The following is a 21,776-nucleotide window of genomic DNA, read 5'->3' as shown; positions in this document are numbered from 1 at the left end:
ATATAAAATACCTCTATACTTCATCCTCGCTGCTGACGAAAGGTGGGAGCCAAATGGTAAACTCGGTGTACTCGCCTTCCTTACTTTCCACCGTGAGGGTACCGCCGTGGCTTTTCGTGATGATGTCGTAGCTGAGTGAGAGGCCCAGGCCGGTGCCTTCGCCCGGCGGCTTGGTCGTAAAAAACGGCTGGAAAATCTTGGCCCGCACGGCTGGCGGAATGCCCATGCCGTTGTCGCGCACCCGAATGACCACGTCATCGTTGGGATGCCGCTCGGTGGTGACGATGACTTCGGGACGGTAGTCTGGCTGGCCCAGCTTTTGCCGCTGGTGCACAGCGTAGAAGGCGTTGTTGAACAGATTCAGCAGCACCCGGCCCATGTCTTGCGGAACCACTTCAGGCCGGCCGAGGTGCTCATCGAAGTGAGTGGTCAGGGTGGCGTTGAAGGTCTTGTCTTTGGCGCGCAGGCCGTGGTAGGAAAGGCGCAAGTACTCGTCGCAAACGGCGTTGAGGTCGGTGGGCTGGCGGGCACCGCCGGTCGCGCGCGAGTGTTCGAGCATGCCCTTGACGATGCTATCGGCCCGGTGCCCGTGGTAGGTTACTTTATCTAGGTTTTGCGTCAGCTCGTCCACCAACTCGTCGGCAAGCTTTTTTTCTTCCTCGGGCAGTGCCGGCAGCGGTCCTTCCTTCAATTCCGTCAACAGTTCCACTGCTACCTCGGCAAAGTTGTTGACGAAGTTCAAGGGGTTCTGAATTTCGTGGGCAATGCCGGCCGCCAGTTCGCCCAACGACGCCATTTTCTCGCTCTGAATTAGTTGATGCTGAGCCGTTTGCAAATTAGTAAGCGTGCGCTGCAAAGCGGCCGTGCGCTGCTGCACCTGCAACTCCAGCGTTTCGTTTTGCTGCGCCAGTAACTCTTGTTTTTCCTGCTGCTGGGCCATGGTCTGGGCCGAGAGCCGCCGCACCTGCACCAGCTTAATGGCGAGTAGCCGGCTATCTAGGGCAAAGCGGCGGGCCAGAAACATGGAAATGGCCAGCACCGGACTTAAAAAAGCCGGAAACGTAAGCAGCGTCCGGAGCGGAATGGACAGGATCTCGATGTGCAGCAGATCTTCATGGAAAGTGGCCATAAACCCAAATATCACCAGGAGCGTGAGGGCAATGCCAAACCCGGTGGCGATGATGCCGGCGGCCCGTTTGGTTTGGCGCAATGCGCTCAGTGTCAGGCGTAACTGCTCGGCCGTTACGAGCACCATAAACGCTACCGTCGGGTACCAGCTTAAGCCCGGAGCAAACGTCAGGAGCACCATGCTCACCCCGTTGAGGACCCACAAGGCGTAATAAATCGCGCCGATCCGTACATTAAACAAGCTGTAGAGCGCCCGCACGACCAGCACGCTCCCGGTCTGGAGTGTGAGGTAGGACAGGATATCCATGCCCAGGCGCAGATCGAGCCACCGTACTTCGTCGAGGAAGCCGGTACAGCAAAAGCTGCACGCCTCGGCCAGGGTGTAGAGGGCAAAGTAGTAGTTGGCGCGTTGCTTGGGATTGTAGGAATAGAAAGCCAGATGCAACATCCCCAGCAGTACAAAGGCCCCAAACAGCAGCATGTCGGAGGTTTTGTAGGTGGCTTCCTGCTGCATGTCTTGCACCAGCTGGGGCAGCCCATCGAGGCGCGCCTGAAAGAAAACGGGCGCAAAAAACTCGCTGAACATGGCAAATTGCTTCCAATTGGCAAAGCGCACGGCCAGCACCTGTTCGGCCTGATTCGTAAACGGCAGTTCGATGGGCTCGCCGTCAGGCCAATAGGGTTTTACCTTCGCTGGATCGGTGCTGACGACGCCGTAGCGGCGCAACAAGCGTCCATTGAAATACACTTCCGTGGCCGCGTACTGAAACACGCCCAGCACCACGGCCCGCTGCCGAATGCCCGGCCCCAGCCGAAACCGCAGCCGCAGCCAGCCCACGCCCGCCTGCTGCACCTGCGGCAACCGGCGCAGGCCTAGAGTTGGATTGATGGGTTTCCACTGCCGGTCGTCGGCGTCGGGGCGGGCCCAGGCAGGGTTGTCGCCGGGGTGAAATTTCCAGCCTTTGTCCAGCACAATGCCGGTGGCCGGCATCTCCGCAAAAGTCACTACCGAGCTGGTATCGGGTTGGGCCGCCTGCACGTGGGCAGTGCCGCCAAGCAATACGAGCAAAAGAACTTGTAGGAGCCGCCAGAAACGGCCAACCGGCAATCGCGCCTTCGGCGCAGCGAGGAACTCAATACGGCACAAGCAGTCAGCCCGACTCATAGTTTCGTTATAGTCTTACACTCCTCTCCGGTCGCTATCCCAAGTGCAGGTTGCGCCGGCGTAGCCGGCTTGCTTTCGGTTCTATGCGGCCGAACACAGTACCCTTGCTATGAATATAGTGTTATTATATATGCATTTATTACAAATAATACTTATACTTAGCTACTTAGGGGCAAACTCTGACCTCCGCCAGCACGGAGGACAAGTACTGCGTTATTCCGGTGGCGTTCGTCACTCCGTTATCCTGGCCAGTCAATCGTGTTATGCTTGCACCCCGCGCCTATGCTAACCACAGTGCACCTTCCGGCCTCTGGGCCAAACTAGTTCACCCTTTCAAGATCGCGTGGCACCGCCTCATCAACATCGGGGTGCAGCCTTCACTCACGGTCTGGCAAAAGAAGCGGGTACATCTGCTCAATGGCATCTGCTGCATTACCATAGCCATTTATGCCGGTTACGTTCTTATTTTCTTCAACTCACCCGACTGGCTCACGTTCCGGATTTGCCTCTGCGGGCTGGTGCTCAATCTGCCGCCTCTGGTCTTTAATTATTACCGGCGCTACGATGCTTCGGCTTATTATAGCATCTTGAGCGTCACGGGGTTATGTTCTTTCATCGCCATTGCCCGAAAATACGACGGCGTCGAGTATTATTTGATTTCCAACAGCATTGTAGCGATGCTGTTCTTTCGCAATTTCTGGAAAATAGCCTTTCTGTTTTCCGTGAACGTGGCAGCCTATTTTGCCGTGCGCCACGCCATGACCTTTATCAAGCCGTTTCTTTACGTGGCCGACAGCGCGTACTTCTACAACGTGAATGTGCTGCTGTTTTTCATGACGCTGTTTTTTGTGGTCTACTACTTCCGTTCCGAGAATCTGGGGCAGGAAGCGCTACTGATGCGGCAAAATGAGTCGCTGGCGTTTTCGCTGGAAGAGCTACAGGCGACGCAGGCGCAACTGATCCAGCAGGAAAAGCTGGCCTCGCTGGGCGCCCTAACCGCAGGCATTGCCCACGAGATCCAGAACCCGCTCAACTTCGTCGACAACTTTGCCGAAGTGGGCGTGGAACTGGTAGAGGAGCTGCGGCAGGAGTTGGCCCATGAGCAGCTGTCGGAAAAAGGCCGCGAAGCCGTGACGTTTCTGCTCAACGACCTAACCCAGACGCAAAAGAAAGTCAACGAGCACGCCGACCGGGCCGGCAGCATTGTCAAGAGCATGCTGCTGCATTCGCGCACCAGTGGCGGCGAGCGGCACGCCACCGACCTCAATGCCCTCTGCGACGAGTATCTGCGCCTCTCTTACCACGGCCTGCGCGCCAAATACCCCGATTTCAACGCGTCGCTGATTACTGATTTCAACACGCATCTGGAGCCGCTGAAAGTGGTATCGGAGGATATTGGGCGCGTGCTGCTGAACTTGTTTAACAATGCCTTTTACGCCGTTCGGAAAAAGGCCCTGAGCCTCCCCGCCGGCACGACGTTCAAGCCGGTGGTTTCGGTGAGTACGCAGCGCGCGCCGGATGGCGTAATCATCCGGGTTCGCGACGATGGCACGGGCATTCCGGCCGATATCGTCGACAAAATCTTTCATCCGTTTTTCACGACCAAGCCGCCGGGCGAAGGCACGGGCCTGGGCCTCTCGCTAAGCTACGACATCATCACCAAAGGCCACGGCGGCACTATCACCGTCGAGAGCCAGGAAGGCGAGTACACCGAGTTTGCCGTCTGGCTCCCGACCGAGCCGTGAGACTGACTTGGCTAGCTCTCCGTGGGCCGGCGCTACAGCGTAATCATGCCCCCATCGACAATGAGCTCGGCGCCCAACACAAACGACGAATCGTCGGAGGCGAAGAACAGGGCGGCCCTGGCAATTTCTTCGGGCGTGCCGTAGCGGCCCAGTGGCACCTGCTTTACCGTGCTTTCGTCCATTTGCCGAAGCTGCTCGGCCGAGATGCCCAGCTTGGCCGAGCTGTGCAGCGGTGTAGCTACCGGGCCGGGACTGATGGCATTGACGCGAATGCGGCGGGGCAGCAACTCGGCCGACAGGTTGCGGGCGAGCGAGAGCAAAGCGGCTTTCGAAGCCGCGTAGAGGCTGGCATTGGCCACGCCCATGTGCGCGTTTACGGAGGTATTGAGGATGATCGAGCTGCCGTCGCGTAGGAGCGGCAAGAGCACCTGAATGGTGAAATAAGCGCCCTTGAAATTGGGGGTCATGCTCTCGTCGAAGATCGCTTCCGTCACGTCCGCGATGGGCGTGAATTTGGCAATGCCGGCGTTGATAAACAGAACGTCGATCTGCGGGAAATGCGCCGCTACCGCTTGCGGAAGCGCACGAATGTCGGAGAGGCTGCCGGTGTCGGAAACGATGCCATAGCCGCGCTCCCCGAGTTCGGCCGCCACTTTCGCCACCGACTCCTGCGTGCGCCCGGTTACGAATACGCTTGCGCCTTGCGCCACAAATTCGTGCGCCGTGGCCAAGCCAATGCCGCTCGTGCCGCCAGTAATTACGGCTACTTTATTGTCGAGTCGATTCATGATCGGTTGGGCGCTGAATTTGGTGAGCACTCCGGGCGATGCCTACAGCACCGCCCTCCCGATGCAATATACAATCATTTGATTATCAATAACTTACAAAATAATGGCTTATCATCTGTTTACGCACCGCTGAGCCAGGGCCCGTTTCGCCTTTTAGATTCCCAGCTTCCAGCCTTCGCGGTAGTTGCGCTTCACGAAGCGGTTTACGTCGTCGAAGTTGGTCACCTTCATTTGCTTGTTGTCCCACACCAGCTCAATGCCGCGGCCGGGGTAGTCCATGCCGGAGCCCGTGGCTTTGGGGCGCTGGATGTCGTAGCCGCGAATGGCGAGGTTGGCCATGAGCAAGGCCTCCGTGAGCGGGCCAGCCATCTCGAAGGGGGAGCTGACCGCTTTGTTGCCGTAGCCGGCCAGGCACGCTTCTACCCACTGCGCATAGTGGCCGCCAGCCTGACCCGGCACGCGGGCGATGGTTTGCTTGACGTGGACTTCCTGAGTGCGCGAAACCGGCAGCAGGCGCGGGTCGGCGGAGTAAGTACTGGCCATCATCTTGCCCTTTTTCCCGACGAACAGAATGCCGTTGCCGCCGTCGCCAAACAGCTCATTGGGGCCCAATTCCTCGGGCCGCTCGGGCTGAATACCGCCGTCCATCCAATGCAGCGTCACGTCTTGCTTGGTTTTGTTTGTTTTGGGAAAGGTCAGGGTGACGTGGCTGGAAGGCGGGCAGCTTTCGGGGAAATAACCGCGCTTAAACTCATCGACGTACACGCTGCCCACGCTGGCCTGTACCGTGGAGGCATATTGCAGATTCAGGACGCGGAAAGGGGCTTCCAGCAGATGGCAGCCCATGTCGCCGAGCGCACCGGTGCCGTATTCCCACCAGCCGCGCCAGTTGAAGGGCACCAGCTTATCGACGTATTCGCGGTAGGGCGCCGTGCCCAGCCACAGGTCCCAGTCCAGTTCCGGGGGCAGCGCGGCTTTGGTAGTCGGCCACGGAATGCCCTGGGGCCACACGGGCCGGTCGGTCCAGCAATACACGGTGTGCACGTCGCCGATGATCTTGGCGTCGTACCACTCTTGCAGCTGCCGCACGCCATCGTTGGAAGCGCCCTGGTTGCCCATCTGCGTCACGACTTTATACCGCTTGGCGGCTTCAGTCAGCATACGCGCCTCGTAAATATCGTGCGTGAGCGGCTTTTGCACGTACACGTGCTTGCCCAGCTGCATGGCGGCCAGCGTAATGATGGCGTGGTTGTGATCGGGCGTGGACACCGACACGGCATCGATGTTCTTGGCTTCTTTGTCCAGCATCTGCCGCCAATCCTTGTAGTATTTGGCCTGCGGAAATGCCGCCACCGATTTGGCGGCGCGGCGGTCGTCAACGTCGCATAAATAGCCGATGCGGGCTTTGCCGGTTTTGGCAAACGCAGCCACGTCGCTCTCCCCTTTTCCGCCGACGCCGACGCTGGCGACCACCAATTGGTCGCTGGGCGCGGTGTACCCTTTGCCGCCCAACACGAAGCGCGGCACAATCATGAAGGTGGCCGCAGCTACGGCACTGTGCTTGATAAACTCGCGGCGGGACGGCGAATCCGGGATCTGGCTCATAGAGTATCTGGGAAGATTAGGACGGGACGGGTACGGACGATTGCTTCTGCGCCTGACGGCAGGCAGGCAAAAGGTACGGGATTGTGCGACTTTGTCCTACCTCTAGCGCAACGGAGTAGTTGACATCGTTTATACAGCGCTTTCTTCCCACGCTTCGTTGGTTTTATCCCAGAGGCTGGTGCTGGTGATCGGCAGGGTAAGAACCACCTCGGTGTATTCACTTTCGCGGCTCTCCACGGTGAGCGTACCGCCATAGCCTTTCGTGATGATATCGTAGCTCAAGGACAGGCCCAGCCCAGTCCCCTGTCCGGCGGGCTTGGTGGTGAAAAACGGCTGAAAAGCTTTCTCTATAACTTCTGGGGGCATGCCTACGCCGTTGTCGTGCACCCGCAACTCCACATTCGACCCGGCACGTTGTGTGCTGACCGTTACTTCCGGATGATATTCCGGGCCCATTTTGGCCGCTTTCTGGTGCACGGCATAGAACGCATTGGCGTAGAGATTCAGCAGCACGCGCCCGATTTCCTGGGGCACGGCCTCTATCGGTTCCAACTCCTTGGCGAAGCGGGTGGCGAGCGTCACGTTGAAATCTTTGTGCTTGGCGCGCTGGCTGTGGTAGGCAAGGCGCAGATGCTCTTCCGCTACCGCATTCAGATCGGTGGGCTGCCGCTCGCCGGCAAAGGGGCGCGCGTGTTCGGCCATCCCTTTCACGATGCTCGCGGCCCGGCTTCCGTGCTGACTGATTTTATACAGATTCTGCTTCAGGTCGGCCAGCAGTTCGGTTTCCAGAGCTTCGTCGCGTGGGATTTGTTGTTGGGCGTCGGCGAGTTCGCTAACCAACTCCGCCGACAGCTCCGAGAAGTTGGTCACGAAGTTGAGCGGATTCTGGATCTCGTGGGCGATGCCCGCGGTCAGTTCGCCCAATGACGCCATTTTTTCTCGTTGCACCAGTTGCGCCTGCGTAGCTTTGAGCGCACGCTTCTGCTTTTGCAGCCGGACGTTGGTTCGCTGTTTCTCCTGGTTGTTGCGCCACAGCAACACGCTCAAGCCCGCTACTGCCGCCAGAGCCACCAGGGAGCCGACCAAAAGCAGGCGCTGCTGTTCGGCGCGCTGGCGGCTAAGTTGCTGGTTGCGCGTGAGCAGCCGAATCTGCGATTGCTGCTTGTCCAGCTCGTGGTTGTATTGCAGCGCTGCCGTGCGTCGCCGCAGGTCTTGGTTGCTGAGGCTGTCTTTGTAAGCCGTAAACAGCAGCTGGTAGCGGTAAGCGTCGGCAAAGCGGCCGAGCCGGGCGCTGGCTTGGGCCAGCACATCGCTGGCCTCCCGGATCACCATCTTGGTACCGCTGCGTTGGCCGGCAAGCAGGCTGGCTCGTCCGTACACCAGAGCGCTATCGGGGCGGTTGGTGTGCAGGTAGGCCCGCGCCAGAATGATTTGCATATACGGAATGTTGCCCACATCATCCAATTTGCGAAGGCGCTGAAGGGTCCGGAAGCTGACGGCAAACACCTGTTGGTAGTGACCCAAACGTTCGCTCATCTCCGCGCTCCGCATTTGCCCTAAAGTAGCAAGCCTTTGATTACCAGCCGCTTGCGCAAGCACCACTTGCTGATCGTGGTAGCGTAGCGCTTCGGCCCATTTTCCCTGCAAAGCCGCCAGCCGGCCCAAGCCGTCGATGCAAAACGCGGCTCCTTCTTGGTCGCCCGCTTGCTGGGCCAGCCGAAGGCCGCGCAGCAGGTAGTGCCGGGCCTGTGCGTATTCGCCTACCGTTATGCAAGCAATTCCTAATTGGCTGTGTATCAAAGTCAACCACTTTTGACTGTGCAGCTCTTCGGCCAGATTTAAGCCTTCGAGGCTGTAGGTCATGGCTTGGGCAAACTGGCCTTGTCCGTACACCGTGAAAGACAGATTATACAGGCACCAGATCTGACTCAGTTTATCGCCTAGCTGCCGAAACTGCTGTTGGGCCTGCTTCGTGTAGCGAAAGGCGCGGGCGTAATCGTTGCGAAAGCGGTAGTAGAAGCCCAAGCCCAGCAACGCGTGCGCTTCGCCGGAAGCATACTTTATCTGCCGCGCCAGCGACAACGCTTCCTGATAAGCGGCGAAGCTGCGCTTAGTCGTTTTTTCGCGCTCCGCCAACGCCAGAAGGCGATTTACCCGCCCGGTGTCGGCCTGCGGATGGTCACGCACTGCGGCCAGCACCCGATCGCCGCTTGGTTCCTGCGCCCTTGCCCCGGCGGCCAGCATACTGAGCCAACAGATGAGTAAGAGCATCTTCATGGGGAACACCACCTAAGGTTGCAACCGATTTTTAAGTTATTGATTATAAACAATATATCGGAAAAAGGAAATTTACTTAGCAGTCAGCTCCCTTTCTTTCGCACCTTTTTTCTTTCGTCGTCCGGAGCGGAATTATCTTCTATCAGCCTGCGGCTTATTTCGACCGCAATAAGCTTCCAGATAGGCCTGTAGGCATGATAATTACAGGATAAGCTCAGCCAGAGATCTTCCCAAAAGAGCCTGCATATAGGAGCATTTTATGCTTGAGCTTAGCAGGAAAATTTCGCCAGCCTCCAGATACTCAACCGAATGCGGCACACAGTTTGTTGCTATATCCTTTGAAAAATCAAATTCAAGGGCTGTATGTTGACTTCGTTCTCTGTTCCTGTGTCGCCTAGCGAGTCTGACCCCATCGTTTTAGATCGGCGCCAGCGTCTGTACTTCGCCAATTCCGTGGGCAGCATCACGGAGCACCCCGACGGTTACGCCATTGTGCGCTACAACGCCGGACCGCGACAACTCGATCATTTACAAGCATTTCTGGCCCACGCCAGCCAACTGTTGCGCAGCCGCAACTGGCACAAAATGCTGGGCGACCAACGCTTGATGTCGCCTTATACCCCCGAAGAGCAAGCCTGGATCGTAGATTACTGGCTCATGCGTCAGCAAACCGAAGGCCGCGCCGTGTACGGTGCCGTAGTCGTTCCCCACGATGTATTTGCCCGCCTTTCGCTCAGCCAGATGATGCACGAAGCCCAAGCCGCCGCCCTAACCTACCGCTTGTTTGACGAAGAAGAAGTGGCCATTGCCTGGTTACGTCAGCTTGACTAGCGCCAGTTTCTTGTTTTGAAATTCTTGATTTAAGTCTCGCGTAGTAAAGTGCGCAAACGGCTCGGGGCGGGCGTAACACATTGAAAACGTGTTACGCCCGCCCCGAGCCGTTTGCGCACTTTGTGGTTTATGATGCTTCACCCATAATACGTCACTTCCGCTACAGAAACCACCCTCAACGTTCGGGAATTCTCTTCTGGCACTTATCGCTCAAAGTCCAGACTGACTAGGGGGCACAGGTTCGCCAGCGATTCGTGAAGGTAAAACCCTGGTATCCTGATAACGTGATGCGCTCATTTGAAACTACAGTTTTACAGGAGCAACGGCTGCCGGTACTTACATAATTATCTGATTGCAAGTGACTTATAAACGAGATCAGGTATTCCATTGGAATACCTGATCTCGTTTATGGCTGGCTGCTATCTACTCAATGTAGACTAGAGACTCTTAGGCAGGCTTCGGCAACTGTTACCGCAGCATTTCGCCATCATGAGGCTATCCCCATTATTATAGCAAGGCGTTTTCTCACGCCTCCTTAAATAACAGCTTCTCCTTTGCGCTTCTCATTTACAAGCGGTTTTGGGCGCTAATCAAGATTTTTATTGCGTAATTTTTACGCACTCAATCGCAGGGCCGACGTGCGCCCGATCCTTACGAGAAAGGGCTTCTGGAACCTTGAATCAATGAATTCTGGGATTCAGAGTCATTTTTGATCCTATTCAAAACACTCTAAAAAAGGCAAAAATGCCTCAAGGCTTATCGACTCAGCGCTGGTGCTCTATTCAAAGTATCATTTATTGATGATAAATTATTTCTATTATTGTCAATAGCCGAGTCTTGGCCTGCCGTTCTGCTTACCTGCCCGTTTTCACACCCGACCTGCTGCTTTTATTGTCCTCTAAATCCCACTCATTCTTTACTAGCACATCATGGAAAAAAACACGTACGATGCCATCGTTATCGGTTCTGGCATTTCGGGCGGTATGGCAGCTAAGGAGCTGACCGAGAAAGGATTAAAGACTATAATGCTGGAGCGGGGCCGCAACATTGAGCATATAAAAGATTACGTTAACGCCAACAAAGCTCCCTGGGAGTTCCCGCACCGGGGTGGCAAAACCCAGCAAATGATCGCGGATTATCCGGTGCTGAAACGCGATTACACGCTGAACGAGACCAACCTAGATTACTGGGTCAACGAGAAGGAAAGTCCCTACGTGGAGGTCAAGCCGTTCGACTGGTTTCGGGGCTACCACGTGGGCGGCCGCTCGCTGATGTGGGGCCGGCAGTCGTACCGCTGGAGCGACTACGATTTTGAGGCCAACGCCAAGGATGGCATTGCCATCGACTGGCCCATTCGCTACAAGGACTTGGCGCCGTGGTACAGCCACGTCGAGAAGTTTGCTGGCATCAGCGGCAACCGCGACGGCCTGCCGCAACTACCCGACGGCGATTTTATGCCGCCAATGGAAATGAACGTCGTCGAAAAGGACGTAGCGGCCCGCATCAAAGCCCATTTCAAAAACCGACACATGGTGATTGGCCGCACAGCCAACATCACGCGGGCACACAACAACCGCGTCAGCTGTCAATACCGCAACAAGTGCTGGCTGGGCTGCCCGTTTGGCGCGTATTTCAGCACGCAATCGGCCTCGTTGCCGGCCGCCGTGGCAACCGGAAATTTAACTTTGCGCCCCTTCTCAATCGTTACCAAAATCCTTTATGACAAGGATACCAAGCGAGCCAAGGGCGTAGAAGTGCTGGATGCCGAAACCAATAAAACATACGAGTACTACGCCAAAGTTATCTTCCTGAATGCCTCTACGCTGAATTCGGCTTGGGTACTAATGAACTCAGCTACAGATGTTTGGCCCGAAGGGCTAGGCAGCAGCAGCGGCGAACTGGGGCACAACCTCATGGACCACCATTTCCGCGCTGGGGCCCATGGCGACGCGGAAGGCTACGAAGACAAATACGTGTACGGACGCCGCGCCAACGGCATTTACGTGCCGCGCTTCCGCAACCTATTCGGCGATAAGCGCGACTACATTCGCGGCTTCGGTTACCAAGGCAGCGCCGGCCGTGAAGGCTGGAGCCGCGAGATTCCGGAAATGAGCATTGGTGGCGAATTCAAGGACGAACTCTCCGAACCCGGCAAATGGACGATGGGTCTGACGGGTTTTGGCGAAACCCTCCCCTATCACGACAACCGCACCTACCTCGACAAAACCAAGAAAGACAAGTGGGGCCTGCCGGTGCTGGCCATCGACGCCAGCACCCGCGAAAACGAGCAGAAAATGCGCGTAGACATGATGCAGGACGCGCAGGAAATGCTGGAAAAGGCTGGGCTCAAGAACGTGAAGACCTACAACAACGGCTACGTGCTGGGCGGCGGCATTCACGAAATGGGCACGGCTCGCATGGGCCACGACCCCAAAACGTCGGTGCTGAACAAGCACAACCAAGTGTGGGATGCCCCCAACGTGTACGTCACCGACGGCGCGTGCATGACTTCCGCCGCCTGCCAAAACCCCTCACTGACCTATATGGCTCTCACCGCCCGGGCGGTAGATCACGCCGTTGGCGAACTCAAAAAACAGAACATCTAAGCGCTACGGCCATGAACAGAAGAGACGCCCTCGCCCGAGTTGCCATCCTCATGGGCGGCACCGTAATCGGAGCCGACTATTTCCTGAGCAGTTGTTCCTCGCCCACAAAGGAGAAAACGAAAGAAGGCAAGGAGGTCGCCAAAACCTCCGACAAGCCTTTCTTAAATCAGGATCAGGTTCGTTTGATGGATGAAGTAGCCGATACGATTTTACCTACTACGGCGAAGAGCCCCGGCGCCAAAGCGGCGCAGGTGGGCAGCTTTATGGCCGTGATGGTACGCGATTGCTACACGCCCGCCGACCAGAAAATCTTCCTGAACGGCATTACGCAGCTCGACAAAGACTGCAAGAAACAAACCGGCAAAACCTTCCTGGAGTGCACCCCGGCCCAGCGTACCACCTTCCTGACGGCGTTGGACAAAGAGCAAAAGGAGTTCACCGCCAACCAGCGCAAAGACGACCCCAGCCATTATTTCCGGATGATGAAGCAGCTCACGCTGCTAGGTTACTTCACCTCCGAAGTAGGCGCGACGAAGGCGCTGCGCTACTTGCCTGTGCCCGGTCGCTACGACGGTGACGTACCCTACAAAAAAGGCGACAGAGCTTGGGCTACTACTTGATAATCAAGTAGTTATATGAAAGCCTAAATTTATACTTCTGAATCTTACGCCAGGCTCTTACCCTGGGGCCCACAAAGGAAAGGGCCCCAGAGTGAGGACAACTACCTGAACGACAAACCCTTACCCTCTCGCCAACCCTATCCCGTATGACCCCAACCATCCGCTTCAAACTGTCCCTGATGATGTTCTTGGAGTTTTTCATCTGGGGCGCCTGGTTCGTGACAGTGGGGACGTACCTGCTGCACAACCTCCACACGACGGGCACGCAGGTGGGCGCCGCGTTTCTCACGCAATCGATTGGGGCCATCATCGCGCCCTTCGTCATTGGGCTGATCGCGGATCGTTTCTTCTCGGCGCAGAAGATACTGGGAGTCTTGCACTTAGCAGGTGCGGCTTTGCTGTGGCGGGCTTCGATGGCCGCCGATTTCAGCAGCTTCTACCCCAGCATCCTGACGTACATGATCCTGTACATGCCTACGCTGGCGCTGGTAAACTCCATCTCCTTCCGGCAGATGCAAAACCCGCAGAAGGAGTTTGCTATGATTCGGGTGCTGGGCACGCTGGGCTGGATTATCGCGGGTATTACGATCGGCTGGCTCAACTGGGAACAGACTGACAATCTTGGGCTTACGTTCAAGATGGCGGCCGGCGCTTCGCTGCTGCTGGGCTTATTTAGCTTCACCCTGCCTCCTACTCCCCCGGTCAAGAAGGAAGGGAAAAGCAGCATCGGCGATTTGCTGGGCCTGGAAGCCATCGGACTGCTCAAGAACCGCTCGTACCTGATCTTTTTTCTGGCGTCGGTGGCCATCTGCGTGCCCCTGTCCTTTTACTACGGCTTCACCAACCCCTTCCTGAACGAAGTAGGCATGAAATCGGCGGCCGGCGTGCAGAGCCTGGGGCAGGTTTCGGAAGTGCTGTTCATGCTCCTGATCCCAGTGTTTTTCAGCCGATTGGGTGTTAAGAAAATGCTGGCCATCGGGATGTTGGCCTGGGTAGTTCGGTACGCTTTCTTTGCTTACGGCAATGGCGAAACCGCCTACTGGATGCTGATTGCGGGCATCGTGCTGCACGGCATCTGCTACGATTTCTTCTTCGTAACCGGCCAGATTTATACCGATAACTTGGCCGGCGAGCAGTCGAAAAGTGCGGCCCAGGGCTTCATCACGCTGGCTACGTACGGCGTGGGCATGCTGATTGGCTCGCTGCTGTCGGGCCAGATTGTGGACGCCCACAAAGTTGCCAACGACCTGCACGACTGGCGCACCATCTGGCTCATCCCGGCTGGCATTGCGGCGGCGGTTCTGCTCGTGTTTATCCTGCTGTTTAAGGACCGTAACGCACCTGTATCATCCGAAGATATAAGCTACGCGGAGGCCAATGCTCGCCTCGAAGTGTAAGGCGAAGAACCTCATCATCACTACATGAAACTACGACTGGGCATGATCGGCGGCGGACAAGGTGCCTTTATTGGGGCCATTCACCGCGTTGCCGCCTCTCTCGATGGCTTATATGAACTCACGGCCGGAGCCTTCAGCAGCGATGCCGAGAAATCCAGGGCTACCGGCGTATTGCTGGGCTTGCCGACCGACCGCGTGTACGCCTCCTACCAAGACTTAATCGAGCAGGAAAAGCAGCGGCCCGAAGCCGAGCGCGTGCAGGTTATCTCCATTGTCACGCCCAATCACCTACACTTCCAGCCCGCTAAGCTGGCGTTGGAAAACGGCTTTCACGTCATCCTCGACAAGCCGATGACGTTCTCACTGGCCGAGGCCAAGGAACTACAGCAAATAGCGGCCGCCAGCGGCAAAAAGCTCTGCCTGACCCATACCTACACCGGCTACCCGATGGTAAAAGAGGCCCGGCAGCTAATCGCCTCCGGCGCACTCGGCACCATCCGCAAAGTGTACGTGGAATACCCCCAGGGCTGGCTTAGCAGCTTCGAGGAAGGCTCCGACAACAAGCAAGCCGCTTGGCGCACCGACCCTACGCGCAGCGGAATAGCCGGCGCCATGGGCGACATCGGCACGCATGCCTTCAACCTACTGGAGTATGTATCAGGCTTGCAAGTAGTTAAACTCTGCGCCGATATTAACGTGGTAGTAGCCGGCCGGCAGTTGGACGACGATGGGGCCGTGTTGCTGAAGCTCTCCAACGGAGCCAGTGCCGTTCTTACCGCCTCGCAGATTGCCGCCGGTGAGGAAAACAACGTCCGAGTAAGGGCATACGGCGAAAAAGGCGGCTTGGAGTGGCAACAGGTTGATGCTAATACTTTGCAGGTCAAATGGTTAGATAAACCTACGGAAATCTGGCGGGCCGGGACCGGGTATGTGAGCTCTTATGCCCAGCACAACACGCGCACTCCGGCCGGGCACCCCGAAGGCTACTTAGAAGCGTTTGCCAATCTCTACCGCAACTTCGCTCTGACCCTGCAAGCCGAGCTTGCGGGCGAGCAGGCTTCCTCGGAAGCGCTTGATTATCCGAGCCTTGAGGAAGGCGTACGCGGCATGGCCTTTATTGAGAACGTGATTGCTTCGGGCAAGTCGGATAAAAAATGGACCGATTTCATCGTCTGATCTACCTATGACTACCATTCAGGGACCCGCCATTTTTCTGGCCCAGTTCATCAGCGACCAAGCTCCGTTCAACAGCCTCGAATCGATCTGTGCCTGGGCTAAGGAGCTAGGTTTCAAGGGGATTCAGATTCCGACGACCGATCCGCGCTTTATCGATCTGCAAAAGGCCGCCGAAAGCAAAACCTACGCCGATGAAATTCGGGGCACCGTCAATGCGGCGGGGCTGGAAATCACGGAGTTATCCACGCATTTGCAGGGGCAGCTGGTAGCCGTGCACCCCACCTACGACCAATTGTTTGATGGCTTTGCGCCGGAAGCGTATCGGAACAACCCGCAGGCGCGGCAAGAATGGGCCGTGCAGCAATTGAAGTACGCCGCGCAAGCCTCTCAAAATCTGGGGCTTAAGGCGCATGTCACGTTTAGCGGCGCGTTGCTCTGGCCGATGGTGTACCCGTGGCCGCAACGCCCGGCGGGCTTGGTGGATACGGCTTTCACAGAGCTGGCGCGCCGCTGGACGCCGATTCTGGACGTGTTTGACGAGCACGGCGTGGACTTGTGCTACGAAATCCATGCGGGCGAAGATCTGCACGACGGGGTCACGTACGAGATGTTTCTGGACAAAGTAAACCAGCATCCGCGCGCGTGCCTGCTCTACGATCCGTCGCACTTCATCTTGCAATGCCTTGATTATCTGGAATATATCGACATCTACCACGAGCGGATCAAGATGTTCCACGTCAAGGATGCCGAGTTTAACCCCACCGGGCGGCAGGGGGTGTACGGCGGCTACCAGAATTGGATCGATCGGGCCGGCCGCTTCCGCTCCCTGGGCGACGGACAGGTCGATTTCAAAGCTATTTTCAGCAAGCTCGCCCAATACGACTTTCCCGGCTGGGCGGTGCTGGAGTGGGAATGCGCCCTGAAGCACCCCGAAGACGGCGCCCGCGAAGGAGCCCAATTCATTCGCGATCACATCATCCGGGTTACCGACAAAGCCTTCGACGATTTCGTCAGCACGGCCTCCAATTCTGATTTCAACAACACTTTACTGGGGTTATAAAACTACCATCTTATGAAAAAAACCGCCCTGTTTTTCAGCTTCTGTGCCCTGCTCGCGGCTTGCGATTCCGAGACGAAAAAGACCGAAACCACCGAAACGAGCGTGCGCGAGGCTTCTTCTGCGGAGCTCAACAGCGATAGCGTTTCCTCGGCTAACCTTTCGGCGGTAGCCCACCAGCCCACCGTCGACACCAACGCGACCAAAATCGGTACCGAGCACACGGGCGGCGTGGTGGCCAAAGGCGCCAAACTAATTACGGCCTCGGACTGCACGAGCTGCCACAAGGAGCGTGATCTGTTGGTGGGCCCGGCTTACACGGCCGTAGCGCAGAAATATCCCGCTACCGACGCCAACATCACGATGCTCGCCAACAAGATCATTCAGGGCGGCAAAGGCAATTGGGGCGAAGTGGCTATGACGCCGCATCCCGGCGTACCCGTGGAAGACGCAAAAGAAATGGTGAAGTATATCCTGAGCTTGAAATAATCAGCTCTCGCTGTCTTCAGTCGCCAGTAGTTGCGCATGGATGGCGTGCAACGGCTACTCACTCGTATCTTCTTAACAATCAATTACTTGCTTCATGGCATCGCATCCGAATCGTCGTACTGTAATCAAAAACATTCTGGCTGGCACGGCGGCAGCGGGTGCGGCGGGTGCGTTAAGCTCATTTGTGCCGGAAGTGAAAGAAGCGGAAGAAGTTGCCCTCAAGAATAACATCAACCACTCGGTCTGCCGCTGGTGCTACAAGGAGTTGTCGCTTGATGAATTGTGCGCGGCCGCCAAAAATATCGGCATCAAGGGCATTGACCTGGTGGGCCCCAAAGAGTGGCCCACGCTGAAGAAATATGGCCTCGACTCGCCCATGTGCAACGGCGCGGAGATCAACCTGACCGATGGGTTCAACGACCCGCAGTACCATGCGACGCTGCTGAAAAACTATTCGGAAATGATTCCGCTGGTGGCCAAAGCGGGCTACAAAAACCTGATTTGCTTTAGCGGCAACCGCCGGGGCAAAGACGACGAAACTGGGTGGGCCAACTGCGTGAAGGGTCTGACCCCTCTGCTGGAAGTAGCCGCCAAGCATAAAGTGGTGCTGGTCATGGAGTTGCTGAACAGCAAAATCAACCACAAAGACTACCAATGCGACCGGACGGCGTGGGGCGTGACGCTGGCCAAGAAGCTGGGGTCCGAAAACTTCAAGCTTCTCTTCGACATCTACCACATGCAGATTGACGAAGGCGATATCATCCGCAACATCACCGACAACCACACCTACATCGCGCACTACCACACGGGCGGCGTGCCGGGCCGCAACGAGATCGACGATACGCAGGAGCTGTATTATCCGGCGGTGATGCGCGCCATCAAAGCCACCGGGTTTAAGGGCTACGTAGCCCAGGAATTTGTGCCAAAGCAGGCCGATAAACTTGCTTCGCTTCGCAAAGCCATTCAGATATGCGATGTGTGATGCATCATGCATCTATCTGTTGATCAGTTGTTTATCTAATTAAATTATTCCCCTAATGCAGAGAAGAACCTTCCTCCGTCAAGCCGGCTTGCTATCCGCACTTTCGTTGCTGGAACCCGGAAAATTGCTGGCTTCCCCTTCCTCTCTGAAAGTGGGATTGCAACTGTATACCCTGCGCGATTACATCGGCAAGGATGTAAAAGGCGTGTTGACCAAAGTTGCAAAAGCTGGTTATCAGGAGGTTGAGACCTACGGCTATAGCAAAGCAGGCGGCTTCTGGGGACTGACGGCCAAGGAATTCAAGGCCGTGCTGGCGGCCAATGGACTGACGACTTCCTCCGGGCATTACGAGATGAACGGCTTTGTCCGGGATGGTAATCAGGACGCTTTGAAAACGTACATCGAAGCCGCCAAAATCTGCGGGCAGACGTACGTCGTAGTCCCGCATCTGGATGATAAGCTAAGAGCCACCGCGGATGATTTCAAGGTGGTCGCGGAGAGGGTAAACAAGGCCGGCGAGTTGTGTAAAGCTGCGGGCCTGCGGGTAGCGTACCACAACCACGATTTCGAATTTAAGCCGGTGGGCGGCACTACCCTCTACGACGTGCTACTGAAGGAAACCGACCCGGCGTTGGTTGATTTTGAGCTGGATCTGTATTGGGTGGTGCGGGCCGGTCAGGACCCCATCAAACTCATGGAAGCTCATCCCAAACGCTTTACGATGTGGCACGTCAAAGACATGGATAAGGCTCAGCCTGAACACAATACCGAAGTAGGTGCGGGCTCAATCGATTTCAAGAAAATCTTTCAGCACGCGACGGCTTCCGGGCTCCGCCACATCTTTATGGAGCAGGAATATTTTGCCATCGACGCTTACCAAAGCATCACGCAGAGCGCTTCTTACATAAAAAAGAACCTGCTTTCGTAGGTACTCCCAAACCCCGACTCAAGCTAACGCCCCATGAAACTTCGCCTGGTACTTACTGCACTGCTGGCTGGCAGCTTCGGCGCCGCCCATGCCCAACAAACTGGCAAACCCGAGGACACGGAGGTGTGGGAGCCCGTTCCGAAAGTAATTACGCCAGGCAAAACCAGCAGCGACGCGCCTTCCGACGCCTTGATCCTGTTCGACGGCAAGAATCTCGACCAGTGGGTATCAACCGACGACCGCACGGCGCCCGCCAAATGGACCGTTTCCAATGGCATAATGACCGTGAAAAAAGACGCGGGCAACATCGAAACCAAGCGCTCTTTCACCAACTACCAACTGCACCTGGAGTGGCGCGTGCCGGCCAACATCAGCGGCACGGCGCAGGCGCGGGGCAACAGCGGCGTGTTTCTGGCCTCGCTCGGCAAAGGCGACCTAGGGTACGAATTGCAGATTCTGGATTCGTATAACAACAAAACCTACGTCAACGGCATGGCGGGCAGCATTTACAAGCAACTGATTCCGCTGGCCAACCCCACCCGCAAGCCCGGCGAATGGCAAACCTACGACGTGATCTGGACGGCCCCCACCTTTGCGGCCGGTGGCGCTATGGCCACGCCCGCCCGCGTGACGGTGCTGTTTAATGGGGTACTAGTCGAGAACAACGCAACTCTTTTAGGACCAACACTTTACATTGGCAAGCCCACTTACCAAAGCCACGGCCCTGCCCCGATTAAGCTGCAAGCCCACGGCGACAAAAGCGAACCCCTCAGTTTTCGTAACATCTGGGTTCGCGAATTGCCGGCCGCGGGCCAATAGAACTTAACAGCTTCTACACCAAGTTCTTCTTGATGTAGTTGATGCTTTTGGTTACGCTGTCGAAAGGTGAGCCGGGGGTCGAGTCCTGCTCCACGAAGAAGTACTTCAGGCCGGCTTCGTCGGCGTGGGCAAATATCTTCTTGAAATCGATGCTGCCGTTGCCCACTTCTGTGAAGGCTTTCTGCGGCGTCTTGTCCATGTCTTTGACGTGCCACAGCGGGAAGCGGCCGGGGTGTTGCTTAAACAAAGCCAGCGGATCGTGGCCGGCCTTGGTCACCCAGTACAAGTCTAACTCCATCTGCACCAGCTTTTTATCAGTACCGGTTAGCAGCAAGTCATACGGCAGCTTGCCGTCTTGGGCTTTGAATTCGAAGTCGTGGTTGTGGTAGCACAACTGGATGCCGGCTTTCTGGCACCGTTCGCCCGCTTTGTTGAGTTGCTCGGCGATATACTTGTAGTGCTCCAGGTTGCCCCGCTCGGCTTCCGATAAATATGCGCACACCATGTACTTCACACCGGCCGCGGCGGCGTCATCCACGGCCTTATCCCAGCCGTGCAAAATGGTGCCTTGCACAGCCTCGCCCTTCATTTGCTCCTCGCCGAGCCGATAATGGCTGCTAGGCATGATCAGGCCGTTTTGCTTGAGCAAAGCGGCAAATGCCTGGGGCGTCATGCCATAGAATTTCTGGCTGCCCGTGTAGGTAGCGCCTTCCACCGAGTTGTACCCGATTTTGGCCAGTTTAGCTAAGGTACCGGCTGGGTCTTTCTCCATGGCGTCGCGCACGGTATAGAGTTGCAAACCTACGTAGCGCTTGTTGTAAGCCAACAAAGAAGGAGACACCAGCAAGCCGGCGGAGAGCAGGGCGGCCGAGGCCAAGAAGGATCTTCGGGAAGTCATAGTGCGGCTGGGTTGGGTTTTAGGATGGAAAGGAAATGTATGCTTAGGCTATTGGCTCCAAACGCCCTGTAAGATAAGGTTTTGAAGAAGCCAGGGATTCTTTTGCAAACAACGTGCTAGTACGCGGCCCTAAAAAGCCAGTACCGAGCCTTCTTCCAAGGCTTTGCGATAGTTCTCTAAATCAAACTCATACAGAAACGGGGAACGGTGCGGACCGATGCGTTTTTGCTCGTCCAGCTGCCGGATCAGGCCGAGCGTAAGCAGCTTTTTGCGGAAGTTGCGGCGGTCAAACTGCTTGCCCAGAATGGTTTCGTAGAGCGCGTGAATTTCCGGCAGCGTAAACTTCTCGGGCAGCAGACTGTAGCCGATGGGCTGCTGGTAAATCTGCGAACGCAGCGTGGCCAGGGCTTTGGCGATGATTTCGTTGTGGTCATACTCGAGCGGCGGAATCTCTTTGATCTCCAACCAGCAGAACCCATCTACCAGAAACTCAGGCGTTACCACCACATCCAGGTAATCGACCAGGGCATAGTAGCCAATGGACAACGTCCGCTCCGATAGCCAGTGATTATCGCCAAGGGTAACGCCGACCTTTGCAAAAGTGGTGTTGTGCGTCTGTTGCGTTTCGATTCGGCTCATGCGGACGACGCTGTCGCCGAATACATAAAACTGTTGCAGAAAAAGGTCCGTGATTTGCGTTTTTTCGGCCAGAATGCGGTGTGCCGCCTGCGTAAGCGTTTCGTCGCGGGCGATGTAGCCGCCCGGCAAGCTCCATCTTTCGTGCCCGTGGTGCCGGATCAGCAAAATTTTCAGCTGATGGGCATGGTAGCCGAAAATTACGCAGTCGATGGAGAGGTGCGGCAGAAAACGGGTGTGGCCGTTCTTCACAAAATCCAGGACCTCTTGGCGGGTATTCATAGAGCCAAAAAAATTATTGTGTAAAATGTACGTATTAGAAAAATATATTTACATTTATCCTGTCGATATTCCAAAAATAACTTGACTTGCAGCTCGAATCTGCAATTCCTTTTTGCCCGAAATCGATTCCGCTTACGATCTTCTTAACAGACGCCCTTAGCAAACCGCTTCCAGACCAGGATCACTGGCTCTTGAAACGCACAAGTACCCATGCTAAGTGCTGCTCCGCTCCTGCTGCAAAGCACACCCGATTGTAACTGACGCTCCGCTGCCTCGCCACAACTTACCAGCAGCTTTTCTCCCACTCCGTCGGCATTGCCTGTTGCACGCGGGGTCACTATGCCTAT

17 protein-coding genes are annotated in these 21,776 nt (G+C 56.3%); 11 read left to right on the top strand and 6 right to left on the bottom strand.

Going from position 1 to position 21,776, the window contains the following annotated elements; translation table 11 throughout:
- Positions 1-13: 13 nt before the first annotated feature.
- Positions 14-2,197, bottom strand: coding sequence for an ATP-binding protein (locus H9I52_RS23005; protein ID WP_262385989.1), 2,184 nt, complete (start codon positions 2,195-2,197; stop codon positions 14-16).
- A 359-nt stretch (positions 2,198-2,556) separates the two neighbouring features.
- Between H9I52_RS23005 and H9I52_RS07740 the strand changes: the two genes are divergently transcribed.
- The gene (locus H9I52_RS07740) at positions 2,557-4,038 is read left to right on the top strand and encodes a sensor histidine kinase (RefSeq protein WP_187453395.1); all 1,482 of its coding nucleotides are present in this window, start codon (positions 2,557-2,559) and stop codon (positions 4,036-4,038) included.
- Between the two features lie 32 nt (positions 4,039-4,070).
- Here H9I52_RS07740 and H9I52_RS07735 read toward each other — a convergent pair whose 3' ends face one another.
- The 3 genes from H9I52_RS07735 to H9I52_RS07725 form a co-directional block, all read right to left on the bottom strand.
- Complete coding sequence (locus H9I52_RS07735; RefSeq protein ID WP_187453394.1) at positions 4,071-4,826, bottom strand: SDR family oxidoreductase; 756 nt, start codon at positions 4,824-4,826, stop codon at positions 4,071-4,073.
- A 153-nt stretch (positions 4,827-4,979) separates the two neighbouring features.
- Entirely contained in the window at positions 4,980-6,431 is a 1,452-nt protein-coding gene (locus H9I52_RS07730) for a Gfo/Idh/MocA family protein (protein ID WP_187453393.1), read from the bottom strand.
- 129 nt (positions 6,432-6,560) lie between these two features.
- On the bottom strand, positions 6,561-8,708 hold the full coding sequence (locus H9I52_RS07725; protein WP_187453392.1) for an ATP-binding protein: 2,148 nt from the start codon (positions 8,706-8,708) through the stop codon (positions 6,561-6,563).
- Positions 8,709-9,071: 363 nt separating this feature from the next.
- Here H9I52_RS07725 and H9I52_RS07720 point away from each other — a divergent pair, with 363 nt between their 5' ends.
- The 10 genes from H9I52_RS07720 to H9I52_RS07675 all read left to right on the top strand — a co-directional run bounded on the left by H9I52_RS07720 (position 9,072) and on the right by H9I52_RS07675 (position 19,613).
- Positions 9,072-9,539, top strand: coding sequence for a hypothetical protein (locus tag H9I52_RS07720; RefSeq protein ID WP_139516757.1), 468 nt, complete (start codon positions 9,072-9,074; stop codon positions 9,537-9,539).
- Between the two features lie 929 nt (positions 9,540-10,468).
- On the top strand, positions 10,469-12,145 hold the full coding sequence (locus H9I52_RS07715) for a GMC oxidoreductase (protein WP_187453391.1): 1,677 nt from the start codon (positions 10,469-10,471) through the stop codon (positions 12,143-12,145).
- Positions 12,146-12,156: 11 nt separating this feature from the next.
- On the top strand, positions 12,157-12,765 hold the full coding sequence (locus H9I52_RS07710; RefSeq protein WP_139516755.1) for a gluconate 2-dehydrogenase subunit 3 family protein: 609 nt from the start codon (positions 12,157-12,159) through the stop codon (positions 12,763-12,765).
- 146 nt (positions 12,766-12,911) lie between these two features.
- Positions 12,912-14,162 (top strand): nucleoside permease, encoded by a 1,251-nt coding sequence (locus H9I52_RS07705; RefSeq protein WP_187453390.1) that lies wholly within the window; start codon positions 12,912-12,914, stop codon positions 14,160-14,162.
- A 24-nt stretch (positions 14,163-14,186) separates the two neighbouring features.
- On the top strand, positions 14,187-15,338 hold the full coding sequence (locus tag H9I52_RS07700) for a Gfo/Idh/MocA family protein (protein ID WP_222940432.1): 1,152 nt from the start codon (positions 14,187-14,189) through the stop codon (positions 15,336-15,338).
- Between the two features lie 7 nt (positions 15,339-15,345).
- Entirely contained in the window at positions 15,346-16,398 is a 1,053-nt protein-coding gene (locus tag H9I52_RS07695) for a sugar phosphate isomerase/epimerase family protein (protein WP_187453389.1), read from the top strand.
- Positions 16,399-16,410: 12 nt separating this feature from the next.
- Positions 16,411-16,884 (top strand): c-type cytochrome, encoded by a 474-nt coding sequence (locus H9I52_RS07690; RefSeq protein ID WP_139516752.1) that lies wholly within the window; start codon positions 16,411-16,413, stop codon positions 16,882-16,884.
- Between the two features lie 94 nt (positions 16,885-16,978).
- Positions 16,979-17,866: a hydroxypyruvate isomerase family protein gene (locus H9I52_RS07685; RefSeq protein ID WP_187453388.1), complete on the top strand. Its 888-nt coding sequence runs from the start codon at positions 16,979-16,981 to the stop codon at positions 17,864-17,866.
- Between the two features lie 55 nt (positions 17,867-17,921).
- A complete protein-coding gene (locus H9I52_RS07680) occupies positions 17,922-18,794 on the top strand; it encodes a sugar phosphate isomerase/epimerase family protein (RefSeq protein WP_187453387.1) in 873 nt (290 codons plus the stop codon).
- A gap of 33 nt (positions 18,795-18,827) precedes the next feature.
- Positions 18,828-19,613: a DUF1080 domain-containing protein gene (locus tag H9I52_RS07675; protein WP_187453386.1), complete on the top strand. Its 786-nt coding sequence runs from the start codon at positions 18,828-18,830 to the stop codon at positions 19,611-19,613.
- A 13-nt stretch (positions 19,614-19,626) separates the two neighbouring features.
- Here the strand turns inward: H9I52_RS07675 and H9I52_RS07670 are convergent, their stop codons facing one another.
- Together H9I52_RS07670 and H9I52_RS07665 are read right to left on the bottom strand one after the other, a co-directional pair.
- Positions 19,627-20,511 (bottom strand): sugar phosphate isomerase/epimerase family protein, encoded by an 885-nt coding sequence (locus H9I52_RS07670; RefSeq protein ID WP_139516748.1) that lies wholly within the window; start codon positions 20,509-20,511, stop codon positions 19,627-19,629.
- A gap of 129 nt (positions 20,512-20,640) precedes the next feature.
- Positions 20,641-21,429 carry an NUDIX hydrolase gene (locus H9I52_RS07665; protein ID WP_187453385.1) on the bottom strand — a complete coding sequence of 263 codons (789 nt, stop codon included), beginning with the start codon at positions 21,427-21,429 and terminating at the stop codon, positions 20,641-20,643.
- Positions 21,430-21,776: the final 347 nt, after the last annotated feature.

The organism is Hymenobacter sp. BT491 (assembly GCF_014349165.1).
Lineage (GTDB): Bacteria > Bacteroidota > Bacteroidia > Cytophagales > Hymenobacteraceae > Hymenobacter > Hymenobacter jejuensis.
This window is presented reverse-complemented; position numbering and strand designations above follow the sequence as displayed.